Source organism: Caldalkalibacillus salinus, from assembly GCF_016745835.1.
In the GTDB taxonomy this organism is placed as follows: domain Bacteria; phylum Bacillota; class Bacilli; order Caldalkalibacillales; family JCM-10596; genus Caldalkalibacillus_A; species Caldalkalibacillus_A salinus.
Genome location: NZ_JAERVL010000028.1, coordinates 37,481 through 60,513, shown reverse-complemented (window position 1 = coordinate 60,513; position 23,033 = coordinate 37,481). Strand labels below are relative to the sequence as shown.

The window sequence follows — 23,033 nt, the reverse complement described above, 5'->3', positions numbered from 1 at the left end:
AGCACGTTTGGATGTCTTTCGCTTGGCGCTTGCTCCTAAAATACCCTTCAGTCTGTAGAATCACCCACAGCGTGACGAAGTAAACCTTCATAAATGGATGCGGCGACACTTTTTTGGTATTCCGCTGTACTGAGGAGTGTTGATTCTTCTGGGTTAGATAAAAAACCGACTTCGACTAATACACCTGGTCGTTCCACGTGCTTTAATAAGTAAACGTCCTGTGTTTTCTTAGCTTGTCTGTTCGTATTCTCAAGGTTACGCATGATCTCACTCTGTATCAGCTTGGCCATTCGTTCCGAGGCTTCATACTTCGGTTGGTAAAAGGTTTGCGCGCCCCTCCATTTGGCAGCCCCTATGCTATTGAGGTGAATGCTGATGAAATAATCGGCTTCACTTTCATTAATCATATTCACTCGATTCTTGAGGTCCTCTGCTTTTCTTCTCCCTTGTCTCTTTGCCTCGGGGGTCGATAACTCGATGTCTGATTCACGAGTCATTAATACCAAAGCACCCGATTCTTGGAGCATATCTCTAAGGTAGAAGGCAATCGCTAGGGTGACCTCCTTCTCTATGATTCCTTCCTTACTCACCGCGCCTCCGTCTGGTCCGCCATGCCCGGGGTCGATCATGATGATTTGGCCTGATAGAGGTAGACTCCAAGCAGATCTGGAAAAATCATAGGATATCGGCGAATTAAATATGGCAATGAGAACAGCCAAGGCAATGCCGCCGAGTATCAGTCTTTTTAAAGAAACAATATGCACGTCCATCTATTTTATCCCCCTTGTCCGTCACCTTGTCTACACTCGTCCTACTGTAAAATATATACGCGAGGGGGTGATGGTTATGAATGTTTTTTACTCAACAAAAAATCGCACGTTATCCACGTACGACTTTTTTTAATGACTATAAATGAGCCTTACTGCTGATGGGCTTTCATTTTGTCAAAAAGTTAGAACTCCGTACTCCCCATCTTGCCCGACTGAAAGTCTCGAAAGGCTTGTTTAATGTCTTCTCTGCTGTTCATCACGAAGGGGCCATGCTGGTAAATCGGTTCTTCGATCGGTTCCCCACTGAAGACGAGGACCAGTGTATCGTCCGTTTGCCCTTCTATTCTGATGACCCCGGACGTATTATCAAACAGCACCAAGTCTCCTTCATCAACAGATTGGCCCTCATTGATAGACGTCTGTCCCTTGAGCACTAAAGCCGCGGTGTTATAGTGAGACGGTAATTCAAACTGGGCTTGCCCATTTTTGTTAAAGCTGATATCGAACATATGGATCGGGGTAAACGTGTGTGCAGGCCCTTTAACCCCATTGTATTCACCAGCGATGACTCGGACGTGACCGCCGTTATCAGGGAGTTCAGTCCGCCCCATGTCCTCTTTTAACAAAGGTTGGTAACGCGGCGGGTGCATTTTGTGCTCACGAGGGAGGTTGACCCACATTTGAATAAAGTGAAGTGTACCTCCTCTACGAGAGAAGTCATGCTCATGATACTCCTTATGCAAAAGCCCTGAACCGGCTGTCATCCATTGGACATCACCGGGTCCAATAACCCCGTGGTGGCCCTGGTTATCGTGGTGTTCCACAACCCCTTCATAGGCCAGTGAAACGGTTTCGAATCCCCTGTGAGGGTGTGCACCAACACCTCTAGGTTCAGAGCTAGGTGGGAATGCATAGGGTTCATTGTAATCGAGTAATAAAAAAGGGCTCAAGCGTTGTCCAAAGTCATGACCTGTCGGGAAATAGTTGGACATACGGAAACCGTCCCCTACCATATGAGGTGACGTCCCTCTATAAACGCCCTGTACTGAACGGTACGTCATAATGAACACAGCTCCTTATCTGTATAATCAAGTGCCTATTTCCATATATCGTACTGACTAAAGCTTTCCATGTTATTATATCAGATACGGTTGAGTACTCACATTGACATGACTAGCAAAAGCTCTTGCCCCACTAACAAACGTTACCGTTCCACGGTCGAACAAAAAACACGGTAGCATAGCACACGGTAGGTAAATTAAATCACAAGTAAAAAACCCCGGGAAGATCATCTTTGCCCGGGGTACGACGTGTGTCGTGATGTTGTGTCTATTCAAACCTTTTTTCAATCCTTTTATAATACTTTTCATAGTCAGATCTTCATGATCAAACGCATACTTATATGTTTGTTTTTGATAGAGCAAGTTGGTCCTCGGGTAATTTCTTGGTTGTACCATCGTTATTAAGCACACTTCGCCAAGTATAACGAGGTTCATAGCCAAGGATTTTACGTGCCTTATCTATAGCCATCAGTGTTTCGTGTCCTTGTATCGTTCTCTTCAAAGACACATCTGGAAAATATCGATCGACTAAATCCTTACTTAAGTCAGGCATAATGGTATCGGGAGCTGTAATGTGAAATGTCTCAATACCTAGATTATCCTTTTCTATCGCTAGCAGACAAGCTTTGGCAGCGTCCCTCACATCGCAGTACGCCCATACATTTTTCTTTTGAATATTCTTTTGACCGTCGTCCTTCCAATGCATAATCGGCATTTTTTCATATTCATCAGGCTCGTAGATATTAGCAAAACGTAGAGACACGATCTGAGCCTTAGTCAGCTTGTAAAACATGTCAGATAGAATTTCGGTTAGCCGTTTGGCCATAGCATATGATGACTTGACTGTCGTTGGATGCTCCTCGTCTAAAGGCAAATAACTGAGGTCTCCTGGCTTAAATGGATACCCTAAAACCGTTTCGCTTGACGCCCATACAAGCTTAGCGATTTTTAAATCCTTACAAGCTTCGAGGATGTTAAAATTAACGAGCATATTATTTTCAAATATGGCCTGAGATGTGTTCCTTACATCGGTCGGAATATTTCCTAGATGAACGACTGCATCACATCCCTGCAATAGCTGAATGACTTGTCCATAATCGCGCAGGTCGGCTTGAATAAACTTTTTCGATGCGGATTCCTCTCTCAATAGTCGATCTGTCGCTATAACATCATGGCCGGCTTCTAAAATCGTTCTAACGGTCCATCGTCCAATTTTACCTGCCGCTCCTGTGACCACTACTTTCATCTTTTTCCTCCTTTTTTGTTTTTGCTCATATAGGATAACAACGTTACCCCTTATCGCTCGCTTTTAGCTTTTCCATTTTTAATGTTTTAAAGCAAAAGGATGGAGAAAGTGGTTACTATGAGGTTACTATGAGGTTACTGTGAGGGGTCTAGGCGGCTCCCACATAGTAAAAGGCTCTGAGATAGACGCTCAGAACCCTTTCATTTCTTAGGGATTGTTCCTTTCCATCTGATCTAAACGACATAAACTTATTTAATAACATAAAAAAGACCCTTTCCACTGAAGTGAAAAGAGCCTCGAAACTTAAGTTTATTAACGCTTAGAGAATTGTGGCGCACGACGAGCGGCTTTAAGACCGTATTTCTTACGCTCTTTCATACGTGGGTCACGTGTGAGGAAACCAGCACGCTTAAGTGCAGGGCGGAATTCAGGGTCCGCTTGTAGTAATGCGCGTGCAACGCCATGACGGATGGCACCCGCTTGCCCTGTGTAGCCTCCACCACTTACGTTAACGAGAACATCGTATTGACCTTCTGTTTCAGTTAAACGAAGCGGTTGCTTCACGATAAGCTTGAGTGTTTCTAGTCCAAAGTATTCATCTATATCACGTTTGTTAATGACAACTCTTCCATCACCAGGTACAAGGCGTACACGAGCTACGGAATTTTTACGACGACCTGTACCGTAATAAGTTACTTGTGCCAAGTTAAATACCCTCCTTCAATCATTATCCGCGAAGTTCATAAACTTCTGGTTTTTGTGCTTGATGCTTGTGTTCGCTTCCTTCATAAATGTGTAGCTTCTTGAACTGTTGACGGCCAAGTTTATTCTTCGGTAGCATCCCTTTGATCGCTAGCTCAAGAACTTTTACTGGGCGTCTTTGTAGCATTTCGCCTGCCGTTGTTTCTTTCAATCCGCCTGGATGTTGCGTATGGTGACGGTAGATTTTCTTGTTGAGCTTATCTCCCGTAAGGACGATCTTCTCAGCATTGATAATAATGACGAAATCTCCAGTGTCAATGTGCGGTGTGTATTCTGGTTTGGTCTTACCACGTAGAAGGCTTGCAACTTCACTTGCTAAACGACCAAGTGTTTTGCCTTCTGCGTCCACTAAGTACCATTTACGTTCTACTTCGTTTGGCTTAGCCATAAATGTGGTACGCATGAGTATATCCCTCCATCATTTTAAACATATCTATTGTCCATGTTCCATGTTTTCATCAATCATGTTCATGTCATGTCCTAATGCCCTATAGAATTGGTTCATCTATATGGAGTTCATTAGGTTTGTTTAAGTGTATCATGTGTCATTACGATCACACGTGTATTTGCGATACCCGGGGCTGTGGGTATTAGAAATACCAAAGAATATAATACTACACTGACGTTCTTGAGTCAAGGTTTTTTACTATATTCTCGTCAGTTTCCCCCTATTTATAAGAGTCTCTGAATATGTCACTTTCCATAGAAACAAACCGTGGGCGGGTGCGGTCCTTCCAGCAGCGCGACGATCCTGTTGGGTCAGTGCCTTGTCTATGTCCTCCAAGGCCCTTTTACCTGCTCCTATTTCTATCAGGGTCCCCACGATGATTCTAACCATATTATATAAGAAGCCATTTCCTGCACAAACGACTGTCACTCGGTCACCCTCCTCGACCAACTCTAGACGATACAAGGTTCTCACTTTGTCTTCAACATCGGACTTAGCGGATGAAAAAGCGGTGAAGTCATGCGTCCCTAGCAACCGTTGGGCGGCTTCCTCCATCTTAGCAATGTGAATGTCTGGTTGTACGCGCACCGCATAGTGACGTTGAAACGGATCAAGCTCCGTTGCACGATACAAGAAGTAACGGTACTCTTTCTGTTCCACATGATAACGGGCATGAAAATCCTCTGACACAGCTGATACTTGTTGCACACGTATCGCTTCATCTAACTGCGCATTCATTGCCTTAACCCACTGTGTCGGCGTAAGCGTTAACGGACTATCAAAATGAAACACTTGCCCCCTCGCATGTACACCTGCATCCGTTCGACCGGAGCCCACAATGGGCACAGATCTTTTGTGCATCCGAGTTAATGCTTTTTCTATACTATCTTGGACCGTTGGCACATTGGGCTGTGTCTGAAAACCATGGTAGGCGGTGCCATCATACGCCACGATAGCCATGTACCGTTGATTGAATACTTCCTGAGTATGCACACTTTTAAGAGCGTGCTGCGCTTTATCATCAATATATTGTACATCATCACGCTGATTCGTAAATTTAGCTGTCACAGTGACCAACTCCTCACGGTTAACAGCAGTAGACACACACCCACAGTCACGACACCTGCGATAGCATCATCCGCCGAAAAATGTAATTGTCTCAGCTGTGTTCGCCCTTCTCCCCCGGTATAACCTCTCGCTTCCATAGCAACAGCAAGGTCCTCCGCCCGTTGAAAGGATGAAACAAGCAAGGGGATAAAGATCGGAATAACGGCTGCCATTCGATCTTTGGTCCTGCCTTTTGTAAAAGTCGCCCCTCGCGCACGTTGCGCCTTTATCAGGCGCTCTAATTCCTGAGTCAGTGTAGGGACGAAACGCAAGGCGACGGTGAGCATCAATGCAAATTCATGGACCGGCACTTTCAATTTTTTAAGCGGATGCAGTAAACGTTCTATCCCTAATGCGAGGGCGAGCGGTTTTGTCGTTAAGGTGAGTAAAGAAGCCAATAAGATTAATAAAGCGAGCCGTAAGCTCACGATGCCAGCTCTTTCAAGGCCTTCACGGTAAATCTCTATAAAACCTAATGAAAAGATCAGTTCTCCTTGCCTCGTGAAAAATATGTGAAAGAAACTGGTTAAGACGAGGATCATCCACACGAGTTTGAAACCCTTAATCAAGTAAGTGGAAGACACTGGCGAAAGCTTTATCGCATAGAAAACAAACAGCGTCGCCACGGCAAAGGACATGATGTTATTGGCTTGAAAGATGGTAAAAATAAAGGCCAATATAACCAGTAGCTTGGTCCTGGGATCTAACTGATGAAGAAAAGAGTCCGCTACGATGTAACGGCCGACAGGAAGCTGCGTGAGTAGATTCAACCTTGGCCTCCTCCTTTCTCCCTTTTCTCCCTTTTAACAGCATGTACAATGGCTTGATATAATGCTTCTTTTTTCACTGAATGAATGTCAATGTCCATTCGCTCCTGCAATTGTTGAACAAACCTGTAAGAACGAGGGAGCTGTAAGCTCATGCGCTCTAGATCTGTATGATGCGCCGTAAACAGGTCTTGTGGGTCTGTTTTGAGTCGACACTTGCCATCTTCCATGACAGCGACAGTGTTGGCATAGTCCGCCACCTCTTGCATGTCATGCGTGATGGTGATGATCGTCTTATTGTGGGCTTTCTGCCATTCTTGGAACCATAGCATGAGCTGGCGCTTAGAAACTGGGTCTAATCCGGCAGTGGGCTCGTCCAAGATTAACACATCAGGGTCCATGGCGATGACACCGGCTAGCGCCACGCGCCGTTTCTGTCCGCCACTGAGCTCAAAGGGGGACCGGTCTAGTAAGGTGGTCGGCATCCCTAGTACTTGGAGTGTTTCCTCAATTCTTGATGGAATCATATCCTCTTTCCACCCTAGGTTTTTCAATCCAAAGGCGATATCTTCTGCCACCGTCTCGCCAAAAAGCTGGTGCTCTGGATATTGAAAGACCATCCCGACATCCTGATATAACTCACTGGTGTCCGTTGAGATATGTGATTCAATGTCTGTATCTCCCACGTGAACGGTCCCTTCTGTTGGGGTCAGTAAACCGTTCAAGTGCTGTACCAGCGTTGATTTCCCCGAGCCTGTATGACCAATGATCGCCAGCCATTCCCCTGTGTTTATTTCCAGAGAAATATGATCCAACACTTTCTGTTCAAAGGGGGTGCGCGGATGATACACAAAAGAGACGTTATCTAATTGTATGTCCATAAGTACTCCACTAAGGCCCTTTCTGTTTGAATGGTTGAAGGTATTTGGATCCCTTCTGCTCTCAATGTGTTGGTCAGGTCATAGAAGAAGGGGCGATGAAGTTGATAATCTTCGAGGTCATCATGTTGCGTGAAAAAAACGTTTGGCGCTTCGTCCCTGATCACTTGTCCCTGATCGATGAGAATGACACGATCGGCTTCTAAAGCTTCATTCATGTCGTGTGTGACGCTCACAAGGGTCATACCTTTGTGATGCAAGTCTCTCATGGTCTGAACCAGCTCTTCCTTGCCACTCGGGTCAAGCATCGATGTGGCTTCGTCAAATAAGATAACATCGGGCTTCACGGCGAGTACACCGGCAATGGCCACTCTCTGCTTTTGCCCACCAGAGAGTTGCTGCGGCTCTCGGTCGCGAAACTCCCACATCCCCACCATCCGTAGCGTTTCTTCTATACGTTCCATCATGCTATCGGGTGGAAATCCTATATTTTCAAGGCCAAAGGCGACATCATCTAGTACAGTGGTAGCGACAAACTGGTTCTCAGGATTTTGAAAGACCATCCCGATCTGACCGTCTACAATCACTTCACCTGTTGTTGGCGTCAGCAACCGATTAATAAGCCTGAGTAATGTAGATTTACCAGACCCGTTCGGCCCGACAATCACGACGTACTCCCCTTTTGTAATGGAGAGATTAATGCCATTAAGGACGGGCGTTTGTCCAGGTTTTTCACCGTAGGCAAAGGTCAGGTTTTGACATTGAATCATGTTGACCCCTCTCTTTCTCCCTACCCATCTATATATAAAAAATAAAAAGGGTACTGACTAGAATCTGGTTGGCCCAGATCCTGTCCTCACCCTTTTTGGAGTCGCTCTTATTCTACTAATTCTAAAAATGCCATCGGTGCTCCGTCTCCACGGCGAGGTCCTATTTTTAGAACACGTGTGTATCCACCTTGACGCTCAGCATAACGAGGAGCAATATCATCAAACAATTTCTGAATGGCGTTTTTACCGCTCTCATCACCCGCTTGCTCAGGGCGAACATATGCAGCGACTTGACGGCGAGCATGTAAGTCGCCACGCTTTGCTAATGTAATCATTTTTTCAGCGATTGAGCGAAGCTCTTTCGCTTTCGATTCCGTTGTTTCAATTCGCTCGTAGATGAATAAGTCTGTGACTAAATCACGGAACAATGCTTTACGAGCCGCACTGTCTCGACCTAGTTTCTGATAAGCCATGTGTTATCCCTCCTTTAGCTGACCTTAATCATCATTGCGTAATCCAAGTCCAAGTTCAGCTAGTTTCTCCTGCACTTCTTCAAGAGACTTACGACCTAAGTTACGCACTTTCATCATATCTTCTTCTGATTTTTGCGTAAGTTCCTGTACGGTATTGATTCCTGCACGCTTCAAACAGTTATAGGAACGTACGGAGAGATCCAATTCTTCGATGGTCATCTCTAGTACTTTCTCTTTTTTGTCCTCTTCCTTCTCAACCATGATTTCAGCATCCTGTGCTTCGTCAGTGAGTGAGATAAAGAGATTCAAGTGTTCAGAAAGGACTTTTGCACCTAGACTGACCGCTTCCTCCGGACGGATGCTTCCGTTAGTCCACACTTCTAATGTCAGTTTGTCAAAGTTCGTCACCTGACCGACACGAGTATTGGACACCTGATAGTTCACACGGTCTACTGGCGTATAGATAGAATCTATGGCAATGACCCCGATCGGTTGATCGTCACGTTTGTTCCCTTCTGCAGGAATATATCCACGCCCACGCCCAGCAGTAATTCTCATGTGCAGACGTGCACCTTTCGCCAATGTGGCAATGTAGAGGTCTGGGTTTAAGATTTCAACGTCACTGTCATGACGGATGTCTGCGGCAGTGACAGCACCTTCGCCTTCCACATCAATCTCCAATGTTTTCTCTTCATCGGAGTGAATCTTAAGTGAAAGCTTTTTTAGATTTAAAATGATTTCCGTTGTGTCTTCGACCACGCCTTCAATCGTAGAGAACTCATGAAGGACGCCATCAATTTGTACAGAACGTGTTGCAGCTCCCGGAAGAGAGGATAGAAGGACTCTTCTCATAGAGTTTCCAAGCGTCGTTCCGTACCCTCTCTCTAGGGGTTCTACAACAAATTTTCCATACATACCATCTTCACTGACTTCAACGGCTTCAATACTCGGTTTTTCGATTTCGATCATCTACGAACCCTCCTTCAAAACGCCTACTCGCACACGCATCCTATTATACCAACCATTATAAACCTACTTTAGGAAATTTATACCACAAAACCAAAACAGGGTTTGTGATTCTTCTGCGCTGTTATACTCGACGACGTTTTGGTGGGCGACATCCGTTATGTGGAATTGGCGTTACGTCTTTGATCATGTTAACTTCAAGACCAGCCGCTTGCAATGAACGGATTGCTGCTTCACGTCCAGCTCCAGGACCTTTAACCATGACTTCTACGTCTTTTAAGCCGTGTTCCATCGCTGCTTTTGCAGCAGTCTCAGCCGCCATTTGTGCAGCGAATGGTGTGCTTTTACGAGAGCCTCTAAATCCTAGATTACCAGCACTTGCCCAAGAAATCGCATTTCCATGAGTATCCGTAATCGTCACGATTGTGTTGTTAAAGGTAGATCTAATATGAGCGATACCAGACTCAATATTCTTACGGTCACGACGTCTTGTACGAGTTTGTACTTTACGCTTAGCCATTTAAGGTTTCCCTCCTTTACTTTTACTTCTTCTTGTTCGCTACTGTACGACGAGGACCTTTACGAGTACGAGCGTTTGTCTTAGAACGTTGTCCGCGTACAGGTAGGCCACGACGATGGCGAATGCCACGGTAAGAACCGATTTCGATTAGACGTTTGATGTTAAGAGACACTTCACGACGTAGGTCCCCTTCTACTGTTAGAACCTTATCGATGACGTCACGGATTTTAGTTACTTCCTCATCCGTTAGGTCACGAACGCGTGTCTCAGGGTTCACACCAGCATCAGCTACAACTTGAGCTGCAGTGGATTTACCGATCCCATAAATGTACGTTAATGCAACGACAACTCGTTTATCACGAGGAATATCAACACCTGCAATACGTGCCATGCTATTTAAGCACCTCCTGTTAATTCCTGTTCACTTTCATCTTCTCATTGTTAACGTTAGCCTTGCTTCTGTTTATGCTTAGGGTTCTCACAAATGACCATAACGGTACCTTTACGACGAATCACCTTACACTTTTCACAGATTGGCTTAACGGATGGTCTTACTTTCATTTTGTAACCTCCTTACCTAATGGCCCAAAAGCCTTTGAAAAGAGGCATTGAGCAATTTATTTATAACGATACGTGATCCGACCACGACTTAAATCATAAGGAGACAATTCAACCGTCACTCTATCTCCTGGTAAAATACGAATAAAGTGCATTCGAATCTTACCAGAGACATGGGCAAGAACTTTATGACCGTTTTCGAGTTCTACTCTAAACATCGCATTTGGAAGAGGTTCGATCACCGTACCTTCCATTTCAATAACGTCCTCCTTGGCCATGGGCTCACTCTCCTTTCTCACTTTGTCCCTCTATGGTTTGTTTAAACTTGTTCACCGCAAATCGAAGCTTGCCATTCGTGACGCGCCCCGACTCAGTCATACTATCTCGGACTTCAGTGGAAATGTAATCGAAAGTTTGAAGATGAAGTCGATTTTTCTTCTTCGGTGAATCAAACTTTCTTTTATCTCCATCTGCGATCCAGACAAAACGCTGATCTTCTATTCTGATGATGACAGCATAGCTCTCAGCATCACGACCACGAAGAACCTTCACTAGTTGACCAACCTGCGGAACTGACTCAGAATCAACCACATTCATCACCTACACTCAGGCTTTCGTAAAAATCTCATAGCCGTCTTCAGTAACAGCAATGGTGTGTTCATAATGCACACAGTTCTTCTTATCTTGAGTAACAACGGTCCAATTATCAGCGAGAGTTTTCACATATCGACTTCCTGCGTTTACCATTGGTTCTATGGCTAAAACCATACCTGGTTTTAAACGCGGCCCTCTTTCAGGTGGCCCGAAGTTTGGAATTTGCGGATCTTCGTGAAGATTCGTTCCAACACCATGACCAACATATTCACGCACGATAGAAAAATGTTCGTTTTCTACATGCTGTTGTATGGCATGTGAGATATTAGATAACCTCGCCCCCGGTTTGACTTGTTCTAAACCTTTGTAAAGGGACGCTTCGGTCACTCGCATTAAGTGTTTGTCTTCTTCGCTAATGGTTCCTACTGCATAAGTCCAGGCTGAATCGCCATGGTAGCCCTTGTAGTGCGCACCGACATCGATGCTGATGATATCTCCTTCATTCAACTTTCGTTCTCCGGGGATACCATGAACAAGCTCTTCATTGACAGAGGCACAAATGCTTCCAGGAAAGCCTCCATACCCTTTAAACGAAGGAGTTGCGCCATAGCGGCGAATGACTTTATCTGCGATGGCATCGAGTTCTTTAGTTGTAATACCAGGTTTTACGGCTTTAGCTAGTTCCTGATGAGTGAGCGCGACAATCCTGCCGGCCTCTCTCATCAGCTCTAGTTCAGAGCTTGATTTCGTTATAATCATATTACAACTGTCCTCTTACCAGTTTTGAGATGTCATCAGTGACTTGGTCAATATCTTGTTGACCATTCACTTTACGAAGGTAACCACGATCCGAATAGAAGTCAAGTAATGACTGTTGCTTTTGCATATTGACGTCTAAGCGGTTCGCGACGGTTTCTTCGTTGTCGTCTTCTCTTTGGTAGAGCTCCCCACCGCAACGGTCACAAACGCCTTCCTCTTTTGGAGGATTAAATTCTACATGATAAGTGGCGCCACAATTTTTACAGATCCGTCTACCTGTTAATCGTGCGAGTAGAACATCTCGTGCCACATCAATGTACACCACATGATCTATCTTTCGGTCGCTTTCCGCGAGGATATCTTCTAATGCTTCTGCTTGTGCTACCGTTCGTGGAAATCCATCTAGCAAAAAGCCGTGCTTACAATCATCTTTGGCTAATCTTTCTTTTACGATACCTATCGTAACTTCATCTGGTACCAAACCGCCTTGATCCATGTAAGACTTCGCTTCTTTGCCTAGCGGGGTTTCCTCTTTGATTGCAGCACGGAACATATCACCTGTGGAGATATGTGGGATGTCGAAACGTTCGACAACATGCTCCGCCTGCGTTCCTTTACCGGCACCTGGTAAGCCCATAAATACGAGATTCATTCTATCCCTCCAGATTACTTAATGAAGCCTTTGTAGTGGCGCTTAATGAGCTGACTGTTCACTTGCCTCATCGTATCAAGTGCAACACCGACAACGATGAGTAACGCTGTACCACCAATCTGTACGCTCGGAGGGACATCCGATAGCGCGGAGATAAAGAATGGTAAGATGGAAACAGCTGCAAGGAATAGGGCCCCTGCAAGCGTGATACGGTTAAGAATTCTAGTCAGATAGACGGACGTTGTTTTACCAGGGCGGATACCAGGAATGTAACCACCGTTCTTCTTCATATTTTCAGCCATTTGTAGCGGATTGATTTGTACGAACGTGTAGAAATACGTAAAACCAATGATGAGAAGAACATAGAAGAACATGCCTAGCCCACTTGTATAGTGCATGTTTGCCGTAATCCAGTCTGCTACTGCATTACCTGACCAAAAACTTGCAATAGTTGATGGGAAGATAATGAGGGACATGGCAAAGATGACAGGTATAACCCCAGCCGCATTCACTTTTAGCGGAATGTGCGTGGATTGACCTCCGTACATCTTACGTCCAACAACGCGTTTCGCATACTGAACTGGAATCTTACGAATCCCCTGTTGTACATAAATGACACCAACTGTGATGGCAACGATCACCAACAGTAAAATAAAGCCTGTTAAGATACTGATAGCCGGGTTAGCCCCTTCTTGTATCTTGGACATTTCTACTGCATAGAGTTGGTTAATCCCCGTTGGGAAACCAGCAACTATACCTGCGAAAATGATAATAGAGATCCCGTTTCCGATCCCTTTCTCTGTAATCTGTTCACCTAGCCACATTAAGAACGCTGTACCAGCTGTGAGCACGAGAGCAATGAACAGATACGTCGTAAAGCCTGGGTTCATCACGAGCGCACCCTGTGTCATCGTGTTAAACCCGATAGACATACCAATAGCTTGGATAAATCCAAGCACGATTGTTCCGTAACGAGTGAATTGAGCAAGCTTACGCTTACCAGCTTCACCTTCACGAGCCCACTGCGCAAATTTAGGTACGACATCCATTGTTAGTAGCTGCACAATAATGGATGCGGTGATGTAGGGCATAATCCCCATAGCAAAGATGGAGAACCTCTGAAGGGCACCACCACCGAGCACGTTAAAAACAGTTAATGCATTCATCTCAGAATCTAACGCGAGAGCTTCAGCATTAATGTTTGGTACTGGAATAAATGCTCCAATACGAAATACCACAAGCATGAGCAATGTGAATACGATTTTTTGACGAAGATCGTCTATTTTCAAGATATTGGAGATTGTAGCAAACATTAAATCACCTCAGTTTTTCCGCCGGCAGCTTCAATTTTCTCGACCGCTGCAGAAGAGAATTTATTGGCTTTCACGGTTAGGTTAACGTTTAATTCGCCATCTCCAAGGATTTTCACACCATCGCGTGCATTTTTGATCACGCCTTTTTCTTTTAGGAATTCAGGTGTGACTGTCGTACCGGCTTCGAAGCGATTTAATGTGTCTAGATTAATAATCGCAAACTCTTTGCGGTTTGGGTTTGTAAATCCACGCTTCGGCAAGCGACGGTATAGAGGGTTTTGACCACCTTCGAATCCTGGTCTTACGCCTCCACCAGATCTAGCTTTTTGTCCTTTGTGTCCGCGTCCTGCAGTTTTACCGTTACCAGTCGCGATCCCACGGCCAACGCGCTTACGAACCTTACGAGAGCCTTCTGCTGATCTTAATTCGTGTAATTTCACATTTACACCTCCCCTATTCGGAAATCAACTTTATGCTTCGACTTCTTTAACTTCGACTAAGTGACTCACTTTTCCAACCATGCCACGAATGGCGTCGTTGTCGTTTTGGACAACCGTTTGGCCGATCTTTTTTAGTCCTAAAGCTTCGACCGTTTTTCTTTGCTCTGGTTTACGACCGATTGTACTGCGCTTGAGGGTAACTTCTAGTTTTTTTGCCACTTTAATCCCTCCTTATCTTAGCAACTTATCTTCTTTATCCTAAGATCTCTTCGACAGACTTACCGCGTAGCTTAGCAACGTCTTCTGCACGTTTTAGACGGCCAAGTCCTTCAAAGGTTGCGTTGATCATGTTTACCGCGTTGGTAGAACCTAAGGATTTCGTTAGGATGTCACCAACACCTGCTAATTCAAGCACCGCACGGACGGGTCCGCCTGCGATTACCCCGGTACCTTCTGCAGCAGGCTTGAGTAAGACTTTCCCTGCGCCAAAGTGTCCGACCACTTGGTGAGGAATCGTTGCTCCTACGAGTGGTACACGGATGAGGTTTTTCTTCGCATCATCAATACCTTTGCGGATCGCTTCAGGTACCTCCGTTGCTTTACCCATTCCGAATCCGACGTGTCCGTTACGATCACCTACGACAACAAGTGCACTAAAGCGGAAACGACGACCACCTTTAACAACTTTAGATACACGGTTTATCTGAACGACTTTCTCTTCAAGTTCTAATGTGTTTGGATCGATTCGCACGAGTTATTCCCTCCTTTTGCTTAAAATTCTAATCCAGTTTCACGTGCTGCCTCTGCTAAGGCTTTGATACGGCCATGGTATAAGTAGCCACCACGATCGAATACCACGTTTTTATATCCTTTATCTAAAGCGCGTTTAGCGACTAGCGCGCCTACGGATTGGGCTGCTTCCACGTTCCCACCGTTAGTAATGGAATCTTTTAGCTCGTTATCTAAAGAGGAAGCGGCTAGAAGTGTTTGACCATTGACATCGTCAATCAGTTGCGCGTAAATGTGTTTGGATGAACGGAACACATTAAGACGAGGGCGCTCAGGTGTACCTGTAACGGTACGACGGATGCGCGCATGTCTTTTCTTACGCAGTTTGTTTTTATCGCTTTTAGTAATCACGCTACCTTCACTCCTTTCCGGACCTTACTCACTTTATTTACCTGTTTTACCTTCTTTACGACGAATTCTTTCGTCTTCGTAACGAATACCTTTTCCTTTATAAGGCTCAGGTAGGCGTACAGAGCGTACGTTAGCTGCGAAAGCACCTACACGTTCTTTGTCGATGCCTTTCACTTTCACTTTGGTTTGACCGTCTACTTCTACTTCAACGCCTTGCTCTGGTACCATCTCAACTGGGTGAGAGTATCCCACAGTAAGGACAAGTTTGTTGCCTTGTTTTGCTGCACGGTAACCAACACCAACAAGCTCAAGTGTTTTTTCAAATCCATTCGTCACGCCTTGGACCATGTTATTGATGATGGAACGTGTTGTTCCGTGTAACGCACGATGTGCTTTATGGTCCGATGGGCGCTCTATGCGAATTTCGTTATCTTCAATATTTACTTTCATGTCAGGGTGAAGGGTACGTGTAAGCTCACCTTTGGGTCCTTTGACTGTGATTTCTTCACCGTTCAGGTTCACTTGTACGCCTTCAGGTACTGTAATAGGTTTTAAACCTACTCGGGACATGTTTCGACACCTCCGTTTCGTTCTACAGATTACCAAACATAGGCTAGGACTTCGCCACCGATGTTTTGTTGGCGGGCTTCTTTGTCGGTCATAAGCCCTTTAGATGTTGAGATAATCGCGATTCCTAATCCACCTAGGACGCGAGGAATTTCAGTGCTTTTTGCATAGACGCGTAGTCCAGGTTTACTGATACGCTTAAGGCCAGTGATGACACGCTCATCGTTCGGGCCATACTTTAGAAAGATACGAACGATCCCTTGTTTGTTGTCATCTATCACTTCAGCGTCACGCACGAAACCTTCACGCTTTAAAATGTCTGCAATGTCTTTCTTAATGTTGGATGCTGGAAGTTCTAGTGATTCGTGACGCACAGCGTTCGCATTACGAATACGAGTCAGCATATCTGCAATTGGATCTGTCATTACCATGTTTAATAACCTCCTTCCCTTGCTTCGGGATTACCAGCTTGCTTTTTTTACGCCCGGAATTTGACCTTTGTAGGCAAGTTCTCGGAAACAGATACGGCAAATTCCAAATTTACGCATCACAGAGTGTGGACGGCCACAACGTTCACAGCGAGTATATCCACGCACTTTGAACTTCGGCTTACGCTGCTGTTTTGCGATCATTGATTTTTTCGCCACTCAAAACCCTCCTTAAATTTAGGGATATTATTTTTGAAACGGCATTCCAAGCTCTTCTAATAATGATTTAGACTCTTCGTCTGTTTGAGCAGTGGTTACGATCACAATGTCCATGCCTCGTACTTTATCAACTTGATCATACTCAATCTCTGGGAAGATGAGTTGTTCTTTAATCCCTAACGTATAGTTACCTCTTCCGTCAAATGCTTTAGGGGATACCCCACGGAAGTCACGAACACGTGGTAGCGAAACGTTAAATAATTTATCTAGGAAATGGAACATTCTTTCGCCACGTAATGTGACTTTAACACCGATCGGCATACCTTCACGGATTTTGAAACCTGCAACAGATTTTTTCGCACGAGTGACGACAGGTTTTTGACCTGTGATCTTTTGCAGATCTTCTACTGCTCCATCAAGTGTTTTTGCGTTACCTACAGCTTCACCTACACCCATGTTAATGACAACTTTGTCAACACGAGGGGCTTGCATCACTGTAGCATAGTCAAATTTATTCACTAAGCTTGAAACAATCTCGTTATGATATCTTTCTTGCATTCTTGCTGCCATCAGTTAGGACCTCCTTTCTTGCCATTACTTATCTAATGGTTCACCGGACTTTTTCGCTATGCGAACTTTCTTACCGTTATCTAACGTTTTATATCCAACGCGAGTCGGTTCACCGCTCTTTGGATCTGTAGGCAAAACGTTGGACACATGAATTGGCGCTTCTTGGTTCAAGATACCGCCCTGCGGGTTAGCTTGAGAAGGTTTCGCATGTTTTTTTACCATGTTAACTCCTTCAACAAGTACACGGTTATCTCTTGGGTAAGCCGCAATCACACGTCCTTTTTTGCCTTTATCTTTACCCGTGATCACAATCACAGTGTCATCTTTCTTGACGTGCATAATTGCACCTCCTTGTAGAACTATATTTTTTTAAAATCTTTAAGACCGAATTATAGAACCTCTGGAGCCAAGGAAACGATTTTCATGAAATCTCTCTCACGAAGCTCGCGGGCAACTGGTCCAAAGATACGAGTTCCACGAGGGCTCTTATCGTCACGAACTACAACTGCTGCGTTCTCATCAAAGCGGATGTATGAACCGTCATCACGGCGTTTACCACTAGTTGAACGAACGATAACAGCTCTAACGACTTCACCCTTTTTGACAACGCCTCCTGGTGTTGCTTGCTTAACAGTCGCAACAATAACATCACCAATGTTGGCGTATTTACGACCGGTGCCGCCTAGTACCTTAATACATAGTAATTCTCTCGCACCAGAGTTGTCAGCCACTTTTAAACGTGATTCAGCTTGGATCATCTGACGTACCTCCTCTCAGGTCTGGAAGTGTATTCGCTGAGCTTAAATAATAACTGCTTCTTCTACGATTTCGACCAAGCGCCAACGCTTATCCTTAGATAGTGGACGAGTTTCCATAATCTTGACGATATCGTTCTTCTTAGCTTGGTTATGCTCATCATGCGCTTTGAATTTCTTCGTATATTTCACGCGCTTACCGTATAAAGGGTGCATCTTATACGTTTCTACACTTACAGTAATCGTTTTATCCATTTTGTCACTAACTACTTTTCCGATTACAACTTTACGGTTATTACGTTCAGCCACGCCAAAGTCCTCCTTCCTTAGCCGTTATTAATTCCTAATTCTCTCTCACGTAAGACAGTTTTTGCACGAGCAATGCCCTTGCGGATGTCACGGATACGAGTTGGGTTATCTAATTGACCGGTTGCTAATTGAAAACGGAGGTTGAACAATTCTTCTTTTAGAGAAGCAATTTTCTGTTCGATTTCGGCAGTGGTTAAGTTACGATATTCTTCAGCTTTCATTTGCTTCACCACCCAATCCTTCACGTTTTACGAACTTCGTTTTAATCGGTAGCTTATGAGAAGCAAGACGGAGAGCTTCACGCGCAACATCTTCTGGTACTCCTGCTACTTCAAACATGATTTTTCCTGGTTTCACAACCGCTACCCAACCTTCAGGTGCCCCTTTACCGGAACCCATACGAACTTCTAAAGGCTTTTTCGTGTATGGCTTAGAAGGGAAAATCTTAATCCATACTTTACCGCCACGTTTCATGTAACGAGTCATCGCGATACGCGCAGCTTCGATTTGGCGGTTTGTGATCCAAGATGCTTCAAGTGCTTGCAAGCCGTATTCACCGAATGCGACTTCTTTCCCGCCTTTTGCTTGGCCCCTCATGCGACCTCTATGCTCTTTACGGTGTTTCACTCGTTTAGGCATTAACATGTTTTATTTCCCTCCTTCTGCTGCCTTTGACTTTCTGCCAGGCAATACTTCACCACGATAGATCCAGATCTTCACACCGATCTTTCCGTATGTTGTGTCTGCCTCCGCTGTTCCATAGTCAATATCAGCACGTAATGTGTGTAGTGGGACAGTACCTTCACTGTATCCTTCACTACGAGCAATATCTGCTCCACCTAGACGTCCGCTAACCATGGTTTTAATTCCTTTAGCGCCTCCACGGACTGTACGTTGGATCGCTTGCTTCATCGCACGACGGAATGACACACGGTTTTCTAGTTGGCGAGCAATGTTCTCTGCCACTAGCTTCGCATCTAAGTCTGGGTATTTAATTTCACTAATGTTGATGTGTACTCTTTTTCCAGTTAGGTTGTTTAACGCCTTACGTAGTGCTTCAACTTCTGAACCACCTTTACCGATCACCATTCCTGGCTTAGCCGTGTAAACGGTAATGTTCACGCGGTTAGCAGCACGTTCAATCTCAACCGTAGAGACAGCTGCATCTACAAGGCGCTTTTCGATATATTCACGAATCCTAAGGTCTTCATGAAGAAGCTCAGAGTAGTCTTTTCCTGCATACCATTTAGACTCCCAGTCGCGAATAACGCCGACTCGAAGACCTTTCGGGTTAATCTTTTGACCCACGCATTATCCCTCCTTCTGTTCTGTAACCACAACTTTAATGTGGCTCGTTCTCTTATTAATTCTACTTGCACGTCCCATTGCACGTGGACGGAATCTCTTTAATGTTGGTCCTTCGTCACACACGATCTCAGATACCACTAGGTTATCTGGGTTCATTTCGTAGTTGTGTTCCGCATTTGCTACGGCAGACATGAGCACTTTCTCTATGACAGGAGAAGCTGCTTTTGGCGTGTGCTTCAGAATTGCGATCGCTTCACCTACTTGCTTGCCTCGAATCAAGTCGATGACTAAGCGGACTTTACGAGGAGCAATACGCACGTATTTGGCAACAGCTTTGGCTTCCATGAACTGTACCTCCTCTCTTATCTATTAGCGTCTAGTTTTCTTGTCATCATCCGTATGGCCTTTGTAGGTACGAGTAGGAGCGAATTCTCCTAGCTTATGTCCTACCATATCCTCACTAATGTACACTGGCACGTGCTTACGTCCGTCGTAAACAGCAAGTGTGTGCCCAATGAAATCAGGGAAAATCGTTGAGCGTCTAGACCATGTTTTAATTACTCTTTTCTCGTTTTTCTCATTCATTGCTTCCACTTTTTTCATCAAGTGGTCATCAACAAAAGGTCCCTTTTTTAAGCTACGACCCATCGTTGTACCTCCCTTCGCAACAACTCACGAGTTTTAATTCGAACGATATGCCGATCCTTATTTCTTCTTACGGCGACGAACGATATACTTGTCAGATGGTTTGTTTTTCTTACGAGTCTTGTAACCAAGTGTTGGTTTACCCCAAGGTGACATTGGTGATTTACGTCCGATTGGCGCGCGTCCTTCACCACCACCATGTGGGTGATCCGCAGGGTTCATAACAGAACCACGAACAGTTGGGCGAATACCTTTCCAACGAGAACGTCCAGCTTTACCAACGTTGATGAGCTCGTGATCTAGGTTACCTACTTGACCGATTGTTGCGCGGCACTCTTTGCGCACCATGCGAACTTCGCCTGATCTTAGGCGGATAAGGGCATAGTCTCCGTCACGACCTAATAGTTGTGCTTCAGCACCAGCCGCACGCACAAGTTGCCCACCTTTACCAGCTTTAAGTTCGATGTTATGAATCATCGTCCCTACTGGAATGTTTTCTAGTGGTAATGCATTACCTTTTTTGATATCTGCATCTGGTCCTGATTGTACGACGTCCCCTACTTTCAAGCCGTTCACGTGTAGGATGTAACGTTTCTCACCATCAGCATAGTGGATGAGAGCAATGTTGGCAGAACGGTTAGGATCATACTCGATTGTGGCAACGCGGCCTGGTATTCCATCTTTGTTACGTTTGAAATCAATAATACGATACTTACGCTTATGACCGCCACCTTGGTGACGAACAGTAAGACGACCTTGGTTGTTACGTCCTCCCTTGTGGCTTAATGGCGCAAGCAAGGACTTCTCTGGACGGTCTGTCGTGATGTCTTCGAATGTAGATACTGACATACCACGACGACCTGCGGATGTCGGCTTATACTTTTTAATAGCCATCTCTTTTTCCTCCTTTCACCACTGTTAGTGCTTATACACCTTCAAAGAACTCTAGAGGCTTGCTGTCTTCAGAAAGTTTTACGTACGCTTTTTTGCGGCGCGCAGTAAACCCACTGTAACGACCAAATCTCTTAGGCTTCTTCTTAGTGTTAACTGTGTTCACTTTAACGACTTTCACGTCAAAGATCTGTTCAACTGCTTTCTTCACTTCTGATTTGTTTGCGTACACGTCAACTTCAAACACGTATTTGTTATCAGCCATCATGTCCGTCGTGTCTTCAGTAATGATTGGGCGCTTGATGATATCACGTGGATCTCTCATTATGCAAGCACCTCCTCTATCTTCGCTACTGCATCCTTCGTCACGATAAAGTGGTCATAATTTAAAACGTCAAAAACGTTAATACTATCAGCAGTGACATATTTCACGCCCGGGATATTGCGGCTAGATAGCGCAAGGTTATCCTCAAGTGAATCTGTCACGATTAGTGCTTTACGACCGACGTTTAGGTTAGATAAGATCGTAGCTAATTCTTTTGTCTTCGGTGCATCAAACGCTAGCGCTTCAAGCACCTTAACTTCGTCGTTCTTCACTTTGGAAGATAGCGCAGATTTAATAGCTAGACGACGAACTTTCTTTGGTAATTTGTAAGCATAGCTGCGTGGCGTTGGTCCAAATACAGTTCCACCACCAACCCATTGTGGAGAGCGGATAGATCCTTGACGAGCACGACCTGTTCCTTTTTGTCTCCATGGTTTACGTCCACCACCGCGTACTTCTGAACGGTTTTTCACATCATGCGTACCACGGCGTTCAGACGCTTGTTGCATAACAACAGCATCATGTAGTACATGAGCGTTTGGCTCAATTCCAAACACGGCATCTGCAAGTTCAATATCTCCAACTGTAGAGCCGGATTGGTTGTATAATGCTACTTTTGGCATAGCGATTCCTCCTTTCCTTCAACCTTATTGCTTCACTGAAGTTTTCACAGTCACAAAGCTGTTCTTCGCTCCAGGAACGTTTCCTTTCACTAGAAGCAAGTTGCGGTCCGTGTCAACTTTCACGATTTCTAGGCCTTGAATTGTGACTTTATTGCCACCCATACGACCTGGTAAAGGTCTACCTTTAAATACACGGGCTGGATCTGTAGCACCTAGGGCACCTGTGCGACGATGGTAACGTGAACCGTGAGTCATAGGACCACGCGCTTGACCATGACGCTTAATGGAGCCTTGGAATCCTTTCCCTTTGGATACACCAGTGATGTCTACAACTTCACCAGCTTCAAAAATGTCAGCTTTGACTTCTTGACCAACTTCAAATTCGCCTTCAACTCCGCGAATTTCTTTAATGTAGCGCTTAGGCGCAGTTTCTGCCTTTTTGGCATGGCCAGTTTCAGGTTGGTTTGCACGGTTTTCTTTTTTATCATCGTAACCAAGTTGAACCGCCTCGTATCCGTCTGTCTCAGCATCTTTTTTCTGAAGCACAACACATGGGCCAGCTTCGATTACTGTGACAGGAAGGACGACACCATTATCACCAAAAACTTGAGTCATACCAAGTTTTTTACCTAAGATTCCTTTGGTCATGAAAGCCACCTCCTAATGTAAGTTTTATTTTTTGCCATATTAAATGGAAGATTTCCATTTATACCATCGAGAGATTATAGTTTGATCTCAATATCGACACCAGATGGTAAATCCAAACGCATTAAAGCATCCACTGTTTGTGGTGTCGGATTTACGATATCGATTAAACGCTTATGGGTTCTCATCTCAAACTGCTCACGTGCATCTTTGTACTTGTGTACCGCACGTAGGATTGTATATACTGCTTTTTCCGTCGGTAATGGAATCGGTCCAGATACGTCCGCACCAGAACGCTTCGCAGTGTCTACAATTTTCTCAGCTGATTGATCTAACACTCTATGATCATAAGCTTTTAAACGAATACGAATCTTTTGCTTTGCCATATGTCTCCCTCCTTCGTCGCCCAATTTTAAATTAGACTTCTCCATAGAAATTTTCCGACGCCAGCCATGGCAAAGGGGCCGGGTGTGTCGGTAACCTCCTACTTCATCGCAGCCAATGACCAACAGACACTATTTTAT

40 protein-coding genes are annotated in these 23,033 nt (G+C 44.8%); all 40 read right to left on the bottom strand.

Annotated elements, in window-relative coordinates; genetic code table 11:
• Positions 1-47: 47 nt before the first annotated feature.
• Positions 48-770 carry an N-acetylmuramoyl-L-alanine amidase CwlD gene (gene cwlD / locus JKM87_RS15460; RefSeq protein WP_202081273.1) on the bottom strand — a complete coding sequence of 241 codons (723 nt, stop codon included), beginning with the start codon at positions 768-770 and terminating at the stop codon, positions 48-50.
• A 182-nt stretch (positions 771-952) separates the two neighbouring features.
• Positions 953-1,831 (bottom strand): pirin family protein, encoded by an 879-nt coding sequence (locus tag JKM87_RS15455; RefSeq protein WP_236838874.1) that lies wholly within the window; start codon positions 1,829-1,831, stop codon positions 953-955.
• Between the two features lie 337 nt (positions 1,832-2,168).
• Entirely contained in the window at positions 2,169-3,077 is a 909-nt protein-coding gene (locus JKM87_RS15450) for an NAD-dependent epimerase/dehydratase family protein (RefSeq protein ID WP_202081272.1), read from the bottom strand.
• Between the two features lie 312 nt (positions 3,078-3,389).
• Positions 3,390-3,782, bottom strand: coding sequence for a 30S ribosomal protein S9 (gene rpsI / locus JKM87_RS15445; RefSeq protein WP_202081271.1), 393 nt, complete (start codon positions 3,780-3,782; stop codon positions 3,390-3,392).
• Between the two features lie 22 nt (positions 3,783-3,804).
• Entirely contained in the window at positions 3,805-4,242 is a 438-nt protein-coding gene (gene rplM / locus JKM87_RS15440) for a 50S ribosomal protein L13 (RefSeq protein WP_202081270.1), read from the bottom strand.
• 243 nt (positions 4,243-4,485) lie between these two features.
• On the bottom strand, positions 4,486-5,247 hold the full coding sequence (gene truA / locus JKM87_RS15435) for a tRNA pseudouridine(38-40) synthase TruA (RefSeq protein WP_202081305.1): 762 nt from the start codon (positions 5,245-5,247) through the stop codon (positions 4,486-4,488).
• Positions 5,248-5,351: 104 nt separating this feature from the next.
• Entirely contained in the window at positions 5,352-6,164 is an 813-nt protein-coding gene (locus tag JKM87_RS15430) for an energy-coupling factor transporter transmembrane component T family protein (protein WP_202081269.1), read from the bottom strand.
• On the bottom strand, positions 6,161-7,042 hold the full coding sequence (locus JKM87_RS15425; protein ID WP_202081268.1) for an energy-coupling factor transporter ATPase: 882 nt from the start codon (positions 7,040-7,042) through the stop codon (positions 6,161-6,163). The genes JKM87_RS15430 and JKM87_RS15425 overlap by 4 nt, the downstream gene beginning before the upstream one ends.
• Positions 7,027-7,809 carry an energy-coupling factor transporter ATPase gene (locus JKM87_RS15420; RefSeq protein WP_202081267.1) on the bottom strand — a complete coding sequence of 261 codons (783 nt, stop codon included), beginning with the start codon at positions 7,807-7,809 and terminating at the stop codon, positions 7,027-7,029. Before JKM87_RS15420 ends, JKM87_RS15425 begins: the two co-directional genes overlap by 16 nt.
• A gap of 107 nt (positions 7,810-7,916) precedes the next feature.
• Positions 7,917-8,282 (bottom strand): 50S ribosomal protein L17, encoded by a 366-nt coding sequence (gene rplQ, locus JKM87_RS15415; protein ID WP_202081266.1) that lies wholly within the window; start codon positions 8,280-8,282, stop codon positions 7,917-7,919.
• 24 nt (positions 8,283-8,306) lie between these two features.
• Complete coding sequence (locus tag JKM87_RS15410; RefSeq protein ID WP_202081265.1) at positions 8,307-9,251, bottom strand: DNA-directed RNA polymerase subunit alpha; 945 nt, start codon at positions 9,249-9,251, stop codon at positions 8,307-8,309.
• Between the two features lie 121 nt (positions 9,252-9,372).
• A complete protein-coding gene (gene rpsK / locus JKM87_RS15405) occupies positions 9,373-9,768 on the bottom strand; it encodes a 30S ribosomal protein S11 (RefSeq protein WP_202081264.1) in 396 nt (131 codons plus the stop codon).
• Between the two features lie 22 nt (positions 9,769-9,790).
• A complete protein-coding gene (gene rpsM / locus JKM87_RS15400) occupies positions 9,791-10,159 on the bottom strand; it encodes a 30S ribosomal protein S13 (RefSeq protein WP_202081263.1) in 369 nt (122 codons plus the stop codon).
• Between the two features lie 56 nt (positions 10,160-10,215).
• Positions 10,216-10,329 carry a 50S ribosomal protein L36 gene (rpmJ, locus tag JKM87_RS15395; protein ID WP_003322638.1) on the bottom strand — a complete coding sequence of 38 codons (114 nt, stop codon included), beginning with the start codon at positions 10,327-10,329 and terminating at the stop codon, positions 10,216-10,218.
• Positions 10,330-10,385: 56 nt separating this feature from the next.
• Complete coding sequence (infA, locus tag JKM87_RS15390; protein WP_202081262.1) at positions 10,386-10,604, bottom strand: translation initiation factor IF-1; 219 nt, start codon at positions 10,602-10,604, stop codon at positions 10,386-10,388.
• 4 nt (positions 10,605-10,608) lie between these two features.
• Positions 10,609-10,923, bottom strand: coding sequence for a KOW domain-containing RNA-binding protein (locus tag JKM87_RS15385; RefSeq protein WP_202081304.1), 315 nt, complete (start codon positions 10,921-10,923; stop codon positions 10,609-10,611).
• Positions 10,924-10,932: 9 nt separating this feature from the next.
• Entirely contained in the window at positions 10,933-11,679 is a 747-nt protein-coding gene (map, locus tag JKM87_RS15380) for a type I methionyl aminopeptidase (protein WP_202081261.1), read from the bottom strand.
• Position 11,680: 1 nt separating this feature from the next.
• Entirely contained in the window at positions 11,681-12,331 is a 651-nt protein-coding gene (locus JKM87_RS15375; protein WP_202081260.1) for an adenylate kinase, read from the bottom strand.
• A gap of 14 nt (positions 12,332-12,345) precedes the next feature.
• Positions 12,346-13,644 carry a preprotein translocase subunit SecY gene (secY, locus tag JKM87_RS15370; RefSeq protein WP_202081259.1) on the bottom strand — a complete coding sequence of 433 codons (1,299 nt, stop codon included), beginning with the start codon at positions 13,642-13,644 and terminating at the stop codon, positions 12,346-12,348.
• A complete protein-coding gene (gene rplO / locus JKM87_RS15365) occupies positions 13,644-14,084 on the bottom strand; it encodes a 50S ribosomal protein L15 (protein WP_202081258.1) in 441 nt (146 codons plus the stop codon). The genes secY and rplO overlap by 1 nt, the downstream gene beginning before the upstream one ends.
• Positions 14,085-14,114: 30 nt before the next feature.
• Positions 14,115-14,303: a 50S ribosomal protein L30 gene (gene rpmD / locus JKM87_RS15360; RefSeq protein WP_202081257.1), complete on the bottom strand. Its 189-nt coding sequence runs from the start codon at positions 14,301-14,303 to the stop codon at positions 14,115-14,117.
• A gap of 34 nt (positions 14,304-14,337) precedes the next feature.
• On the bottom strand, positions 14,338-14,835 hold the full coding sequence (gene rpsE / locus JKM87_RS15355) for a 30S ribosomal protein S5 (RefSeq protein ID WP_202081256.1): 498 nt from the start codon (positions 14,833-14,835) through the stop codon (positions 14,338-14,340).
• 20 nt (positions 14,836-14,855) lie between these two features.
• Positions 14,856-15,224 carry a 50S ribosomal protein L18 gene (gene rplR / locus JKM87_RS15350; RefSeq protein ID WP_202081255.1) on the bottom strand — a complete coding sequence of 123 codons (369 nt, stop codon included), beginning with the start codon at positions 15,222-15,224 and terminating at the stop codon, positions 14,856-14,858.
• Positions 15,225-15,257: 33 nt separating this feature from the next.
• Complete coding sequence (gene rplF / locus JKM87_RS15345) at positions 15,258-15,794, bottom strand: 50S ribosomal protein L6 (protein WP_202081254.1); 537 nt, start codon at positions 15,792-15,794, stop codon at positions 15,258-15,260.
• Positions 15,795-15,823: 29 nt separating this feature from the next.
• Positions 15,824-16,222 carry a 30S ribosomal protein S8 gene (gene rpsH / locus JKM87_RS15340; protein WP_202081253.1) on the bottom strand — a complete coding sequence of 133 codons (399 nt, stop codon included), beginning with the start codon at positions 16,220-16,222 and terminating at the stop codon, positions 15,824-15,826.
• A 30-nt stretch (positions 16,223-16,252) separates the two neighbouring features.
• A complete protein-coding gene (locus JKM87_RS15335; protein ID WP_202081252.1) occupies positions 16,253-16,438 on the bottom strand; it encodes a type Z 30S ribosomal protein S14 in 186 nt (61 codons plus the stop codon).
• Between the two features lie 27 nt (positions 16,439-16,465).
• Positions 16,466-17,008, bottom strand: coding sequence for a 50S ribosomal protein L5 (gene rplE / locus JKM87_RS15330; protein WP_202081251.1), 543 nt, complete (start codon positions 17,006-17,008; stop codon positions 16,466-16,468).
• Positions 17,009-17,032: 24 nt separating this feature from the next.
• A complete protein-coding gene (gene rplX, locus JKM87_RS15325; RefSeq protein ID WP_202081250.1) occupies positions 17,033-17,347 on the bottom strand; it encodes a 50S ribosomal protein L24 in 315 nt (104 codons plus the stop codon).
• A gap of 50 nt (positions 17,348-17,397) precedes the next feature.
• A complete protein-coding gene (rplN, locus tag JKM87_RS15320; RefSeq protein WP_202081249.1) occupies positions 17,398-17,766 on the bottom strand; it encodes a 50S ribosomal protein L14 in 369 nt (122 codons plus the stop codon).
• A gap of 42 nt (positions 17,767-17,808) precedes the next feature.
• Entirely contained in the window at positions 17,809-18,072 is a 264-nt protein-coding gene (gene rpsQ, locus JKM87_RS15315) for a 30S ribosomal protein S17 (RefSeq protein ID WP_202081248.1), read from the bottom strand.
• Positions 18,073-18,089: 17 nt separating this feature from the next.
• Positions 18,090-18,293 carry a 50S ribosomal protein L29 gene (rpmC, locus tag JKM87_RS15310; protein WP_202081247.1) on the bottom strand — a complete coding sequence of 68 codons (204 nt, stop codon included), beginning with the start codon at positions 18,291-18,293 and terminating at the stop codon, positions 18,090-18,092.
• Complete coding sequence (gene rplP, locus JKM87_RS15305; RefSeq protein ID WP_202081246.1) at positions 18,283-18,717, bottom strand: 50S ribosomal protein L16; 435 nt, start codon at positions 18,715-18,717, stop codon at positions 18,283-18,285. The genes rpmC and rplP overlap by 11 nt, the downstream gene beginning before the upstream one ends.
• Positions 18,718-18,720: 3 nt before the next feature.
• Entirely contained in the window at positions 18,721-19,380 is a 660-nt protein-coding gene (gene rpsC, locus JKM87_RS15300) for a 30S ribosomal protein S3 (RefSeq protein WP_202081245.1), read from the bottom strand.
• A gap of 3 nt (positions 19,381-19,383) precedes the next feature.
• Positions 19,384-19,725: a 50S ribosomal protein L22 gene (gene rplV, locus JKM87_RS15295; protein WP_202081244.1), complete on the bottom strand. Its 342-nt coding sequence runs from the start codon at positions 19,723-19,725 to the stop codon at positions 19,384-19,386.
• A 24-nt stretch (positions 19,726-19,749) separates the two neighbouring features.
• Positions 19,750-20,028: a 30S ribosomal protein S19 gene (rpsS, locus tag JKM87_RS15290; protein ID WP_202081243.1), complete on the bottom strand. Its 279-nt coding sequence runs from the start codon at positions 20,026-20,028 to the stop codon at positions 19,750-19,752.
• Positions 20,029-20,085: 57 nt separating this feature from the next.
• A complete protein-coding gene (gene rplB / locus JKM87_RS15285) occupies positions 20,086-20,919 on the bottom strand; it encodes a 50S ribosomal protein L2 (protein WP_202081242.1) in 834 nt (277 codons plus the stop codon).
• 31 nt (positions 20,920-20,950) lie between these two features.
• Entirely contained in the window at positions 20,951-21,241 is a 291-nt protein-coding gene (rplW, locus tag JKM87_RS15280) for a 50S ribosomal protein L23 (RefSeq protein ID WP_202081241.1), read from the bottom strand.
• Positions 21,241-21,864, bottom strand: a complete 624-nt coding sequence (rplD, locus tag JKM87_RS15275) for a 50S ribosomal protein L4 (RefSeq protein WP_202081240.1) — start codon at positions 21,862-21,864, stop codon at positions 21,241-21,243. Before rplD ends, rplW begins: the two co-directional genes overlap by 1 nt.
• A 24-nt stretch (positions 21,865-21,888) precedes the next feature.
• Positions 21,889-22,512, bottom strand: coding sequence for a 50S ribosomal protein L3 (rplC, locus tag JKM87_RS15270; RefSeq protein ID WP_202081239.1), 624 nt, complete (start codon positions 22,510-22,512; stop codon positions 21,889-21,891).
• Positions 22,513-22,586: 74 nt separating this feature from the next.
• Entirely contained in the window at positions 22,587-22,895 is a 309-nt protein-coding gene (gene rpsJ, locus JKM87_RS15265; RefSeq protein WP_202081238.1) for a 30S ribosomal protein S10, read from the bottom strand.
• Between the last annotated feature and the right edge of the window lie 138 nt (positions 22,896-23,033).

Bases quoted from the DNA above. Each gene is read 5' to 3' on its own strand.
- cwlD (WP_202081273.1), bottom strand. From the start codon at position 770: ATGGACGTGCATATTGTTTCTTTAAAAAGACTGATACTCGGCGGCATT.
- JKM87_RS15455 (WP_236838874.1), bottom strand. From the start codon at position 1,831: ATGACGTACCGTTCAGTACAGGGCGTTTATAGAGGGACGTCACCTCAT.
- JKM87_RS15450 (WP_202081272.1), bottom strand. From the start codon at position 3,077: ATGAAAGTAGTGGTCACAGGAGCGGCAGGTAAAATTGGACGATGGACC.
- rplM (WP_202081270.1), bottom strand. From the start codon at position 4,242: ATGCGTACCACATTTATGGCTAAGCCAAACGAAGTAGAACGTAAATGG.
- truA (WP_202081305.1), bottom strand. From the start codon at position 5,247: ATGGCTATCGTGGCGTATGATGGCACCGCCTACCATGGTTTTCAGACA.
- JKM87_RS15425 (WP_202081268.1), bottom strand. From the start codon at position 7,042: ATGGACATACAATTAGATAACGTCTCTTTTGTGTATCATCCGCGCACC.
- JKM87_RS15420 (WP_202081267.1), bottom strand. From the start codon at position 7,809: ATGATTCAATGTCAAAACCTGACCTTTGCCTACGGTGAAAAACCTGGA.
- rplQ (WP_202081266.1), bottom strand. From the start codon at position 8,282: ATGGCTTATCAGAAACTAGGTCGAGACAGTGCGGCTCGTAAAGCATTG.
- JKM87_RS15410 (WP_202081265.1), bottom strand. From the start codon at position 9,251: ATGATCGAAATCGAAAAACCGAGTATTGAAGCCGTTGAAGTCAGTGAA.
- rpsK (WP_202081264.1), bottom strand. From the start codon at position 9,768: ATGGCTAAGCGTAAAGTACAAACTCGTACAAGACGTCGTGACCGTAAG.
- rpsM (WP_202081263.1), bottom strand. From the start codon at position 10,159: ATGGCACGTATTGCAGGTGTTGATATTCCTCGTGATAAACGAGTTGTC.
- rpmJ (WP_003322638.1), bottom strand. From the start codon at position 10,329: ATGAAAGTAAGACCATCCGTTAAGCCAATCTGTGAAAAGTGTAAGGTG.
- infA (WP_202081262.1), bottom strand. From the start codon at position 10,604: ATGGCCAAGGAGGACGTTATTGAAATGGAAGGTACGGTGATCGAACCT.
- JKM87_RS15385 (WP_202081304.1), bottom strand. From the start codon at position 10,923: ATGAATGTGGTTGATTCTGAGTCAGTTCCGCAGGTTGGTCAACTAGTG.
- map (WP_202081261.1), bottom strand. From the start codon at position 11,679: ATGATTATAACGAAATCAAGCTCTGAACTAGAGCTGATGAGAGAGGCC.
- JKM87_RS15375 (WP_202081260.1), bottom strand. From the start codon at position 12,331: ATGAATCTCGTATTTATGGGCTTACCAGGTGCCGGTAAAGGAACGCAG.
- secY (WP_202081259.1), bottom strand. From the start codon at position 13,644: ATGTTTGCTACAATCTCCAATATCTTGAAAATAGACGATCTTCGTCAA.
- rplF (WP_202081254.1), bottom strand. From the start codon at position 15,794: ATGTCCCGAGTAGGTTTAAAACCTATTACAGTACCTGAAGGCGTACAA.
- rpsH (WP_202081253.1), bottom strand. From the start codon at position 16,222: ATGGTAATGACAGATCCAATTGCAGATATGCTGACTCGTATTCGTAAT.
- rplE (WP_202081251.1), bottom strand. From the start codon at position 17,008: ATGGCAGCAAGAATGCAAGAAAGATATCATAACGAGATTGTTTCAAGC.
- rplX (WP_202081250.1), bottom strand. From the start codon at position 17,347: ATGCACGTCAAGAAAGATGACACTGTGATTGTGATCACGGGTAAAGAT.
- rplN (WP_202081249.1), bottom strand. From the start codon at position 17,766: ATGATCCAAGCTGAATCACGTTTAAAAGTGGCTGACAACTCTGGTGCG.
- rpmC (WP_202081247.1), bottom strand. From the start codon at position 18,293: ATGAAAGCTGAAGAATATCGTAACTTAACCACTGCCGAAATCGAACAG.
- rplP (WP_202081246.1), bottom strand. From the start codon at position 18,717: ATGTTAATGCCTAAACGAGTGAAACACCGTAAAGAGCATAGAGGTCGC.
- rplV (WP_202081244.1), bottom strand. From the start codon at position 19,725: ATGGAAGCCAAAGCTGTTGCCAAATACGTGCGTATTGCTCCTCGTAAA.
- rpsS (WP_202081243.1), bottom strand. From the start codon at position 20,028: ATGGGTCGTAGCTTAAAAAAGGGACCTTTTGTTGATGACCACTTGATG.
- rplB (WP_202081242.1), bottom strand. From the start codon at position 20,919: ATGGCTATTAAAAAGTATAAGCCGACATCCGCAGGTCGTCGTGGTATG.
- rplW (WP_202081241.1), bottom strand. From the start codon at position 21,241: ATGAGAGATCCACGTGATATCATCAAGCGCCCAATCATTACTGAAGAC.
- rplD (WP_202081240.1), bottom strand. From the start codon at position 21,864: ATGCCAAAAGTAGCATTATACAACCAATCCGGCTCTACAGTTGGAGAT.
- rplC (WP_202081239.1), bottom strand. From the start codon at position 22,512: ATGACCAAAGGAATCTTAGGTAAAAAACTTGGTATGACTCAAGTTTTT.
- rpsJ (WP_202081238.1), bottom strand. From the start codon at position 22,895: ATGGCAAAGCAAAAGATTCGTATTCGTTTAAAAGCTTATGATCATAGA.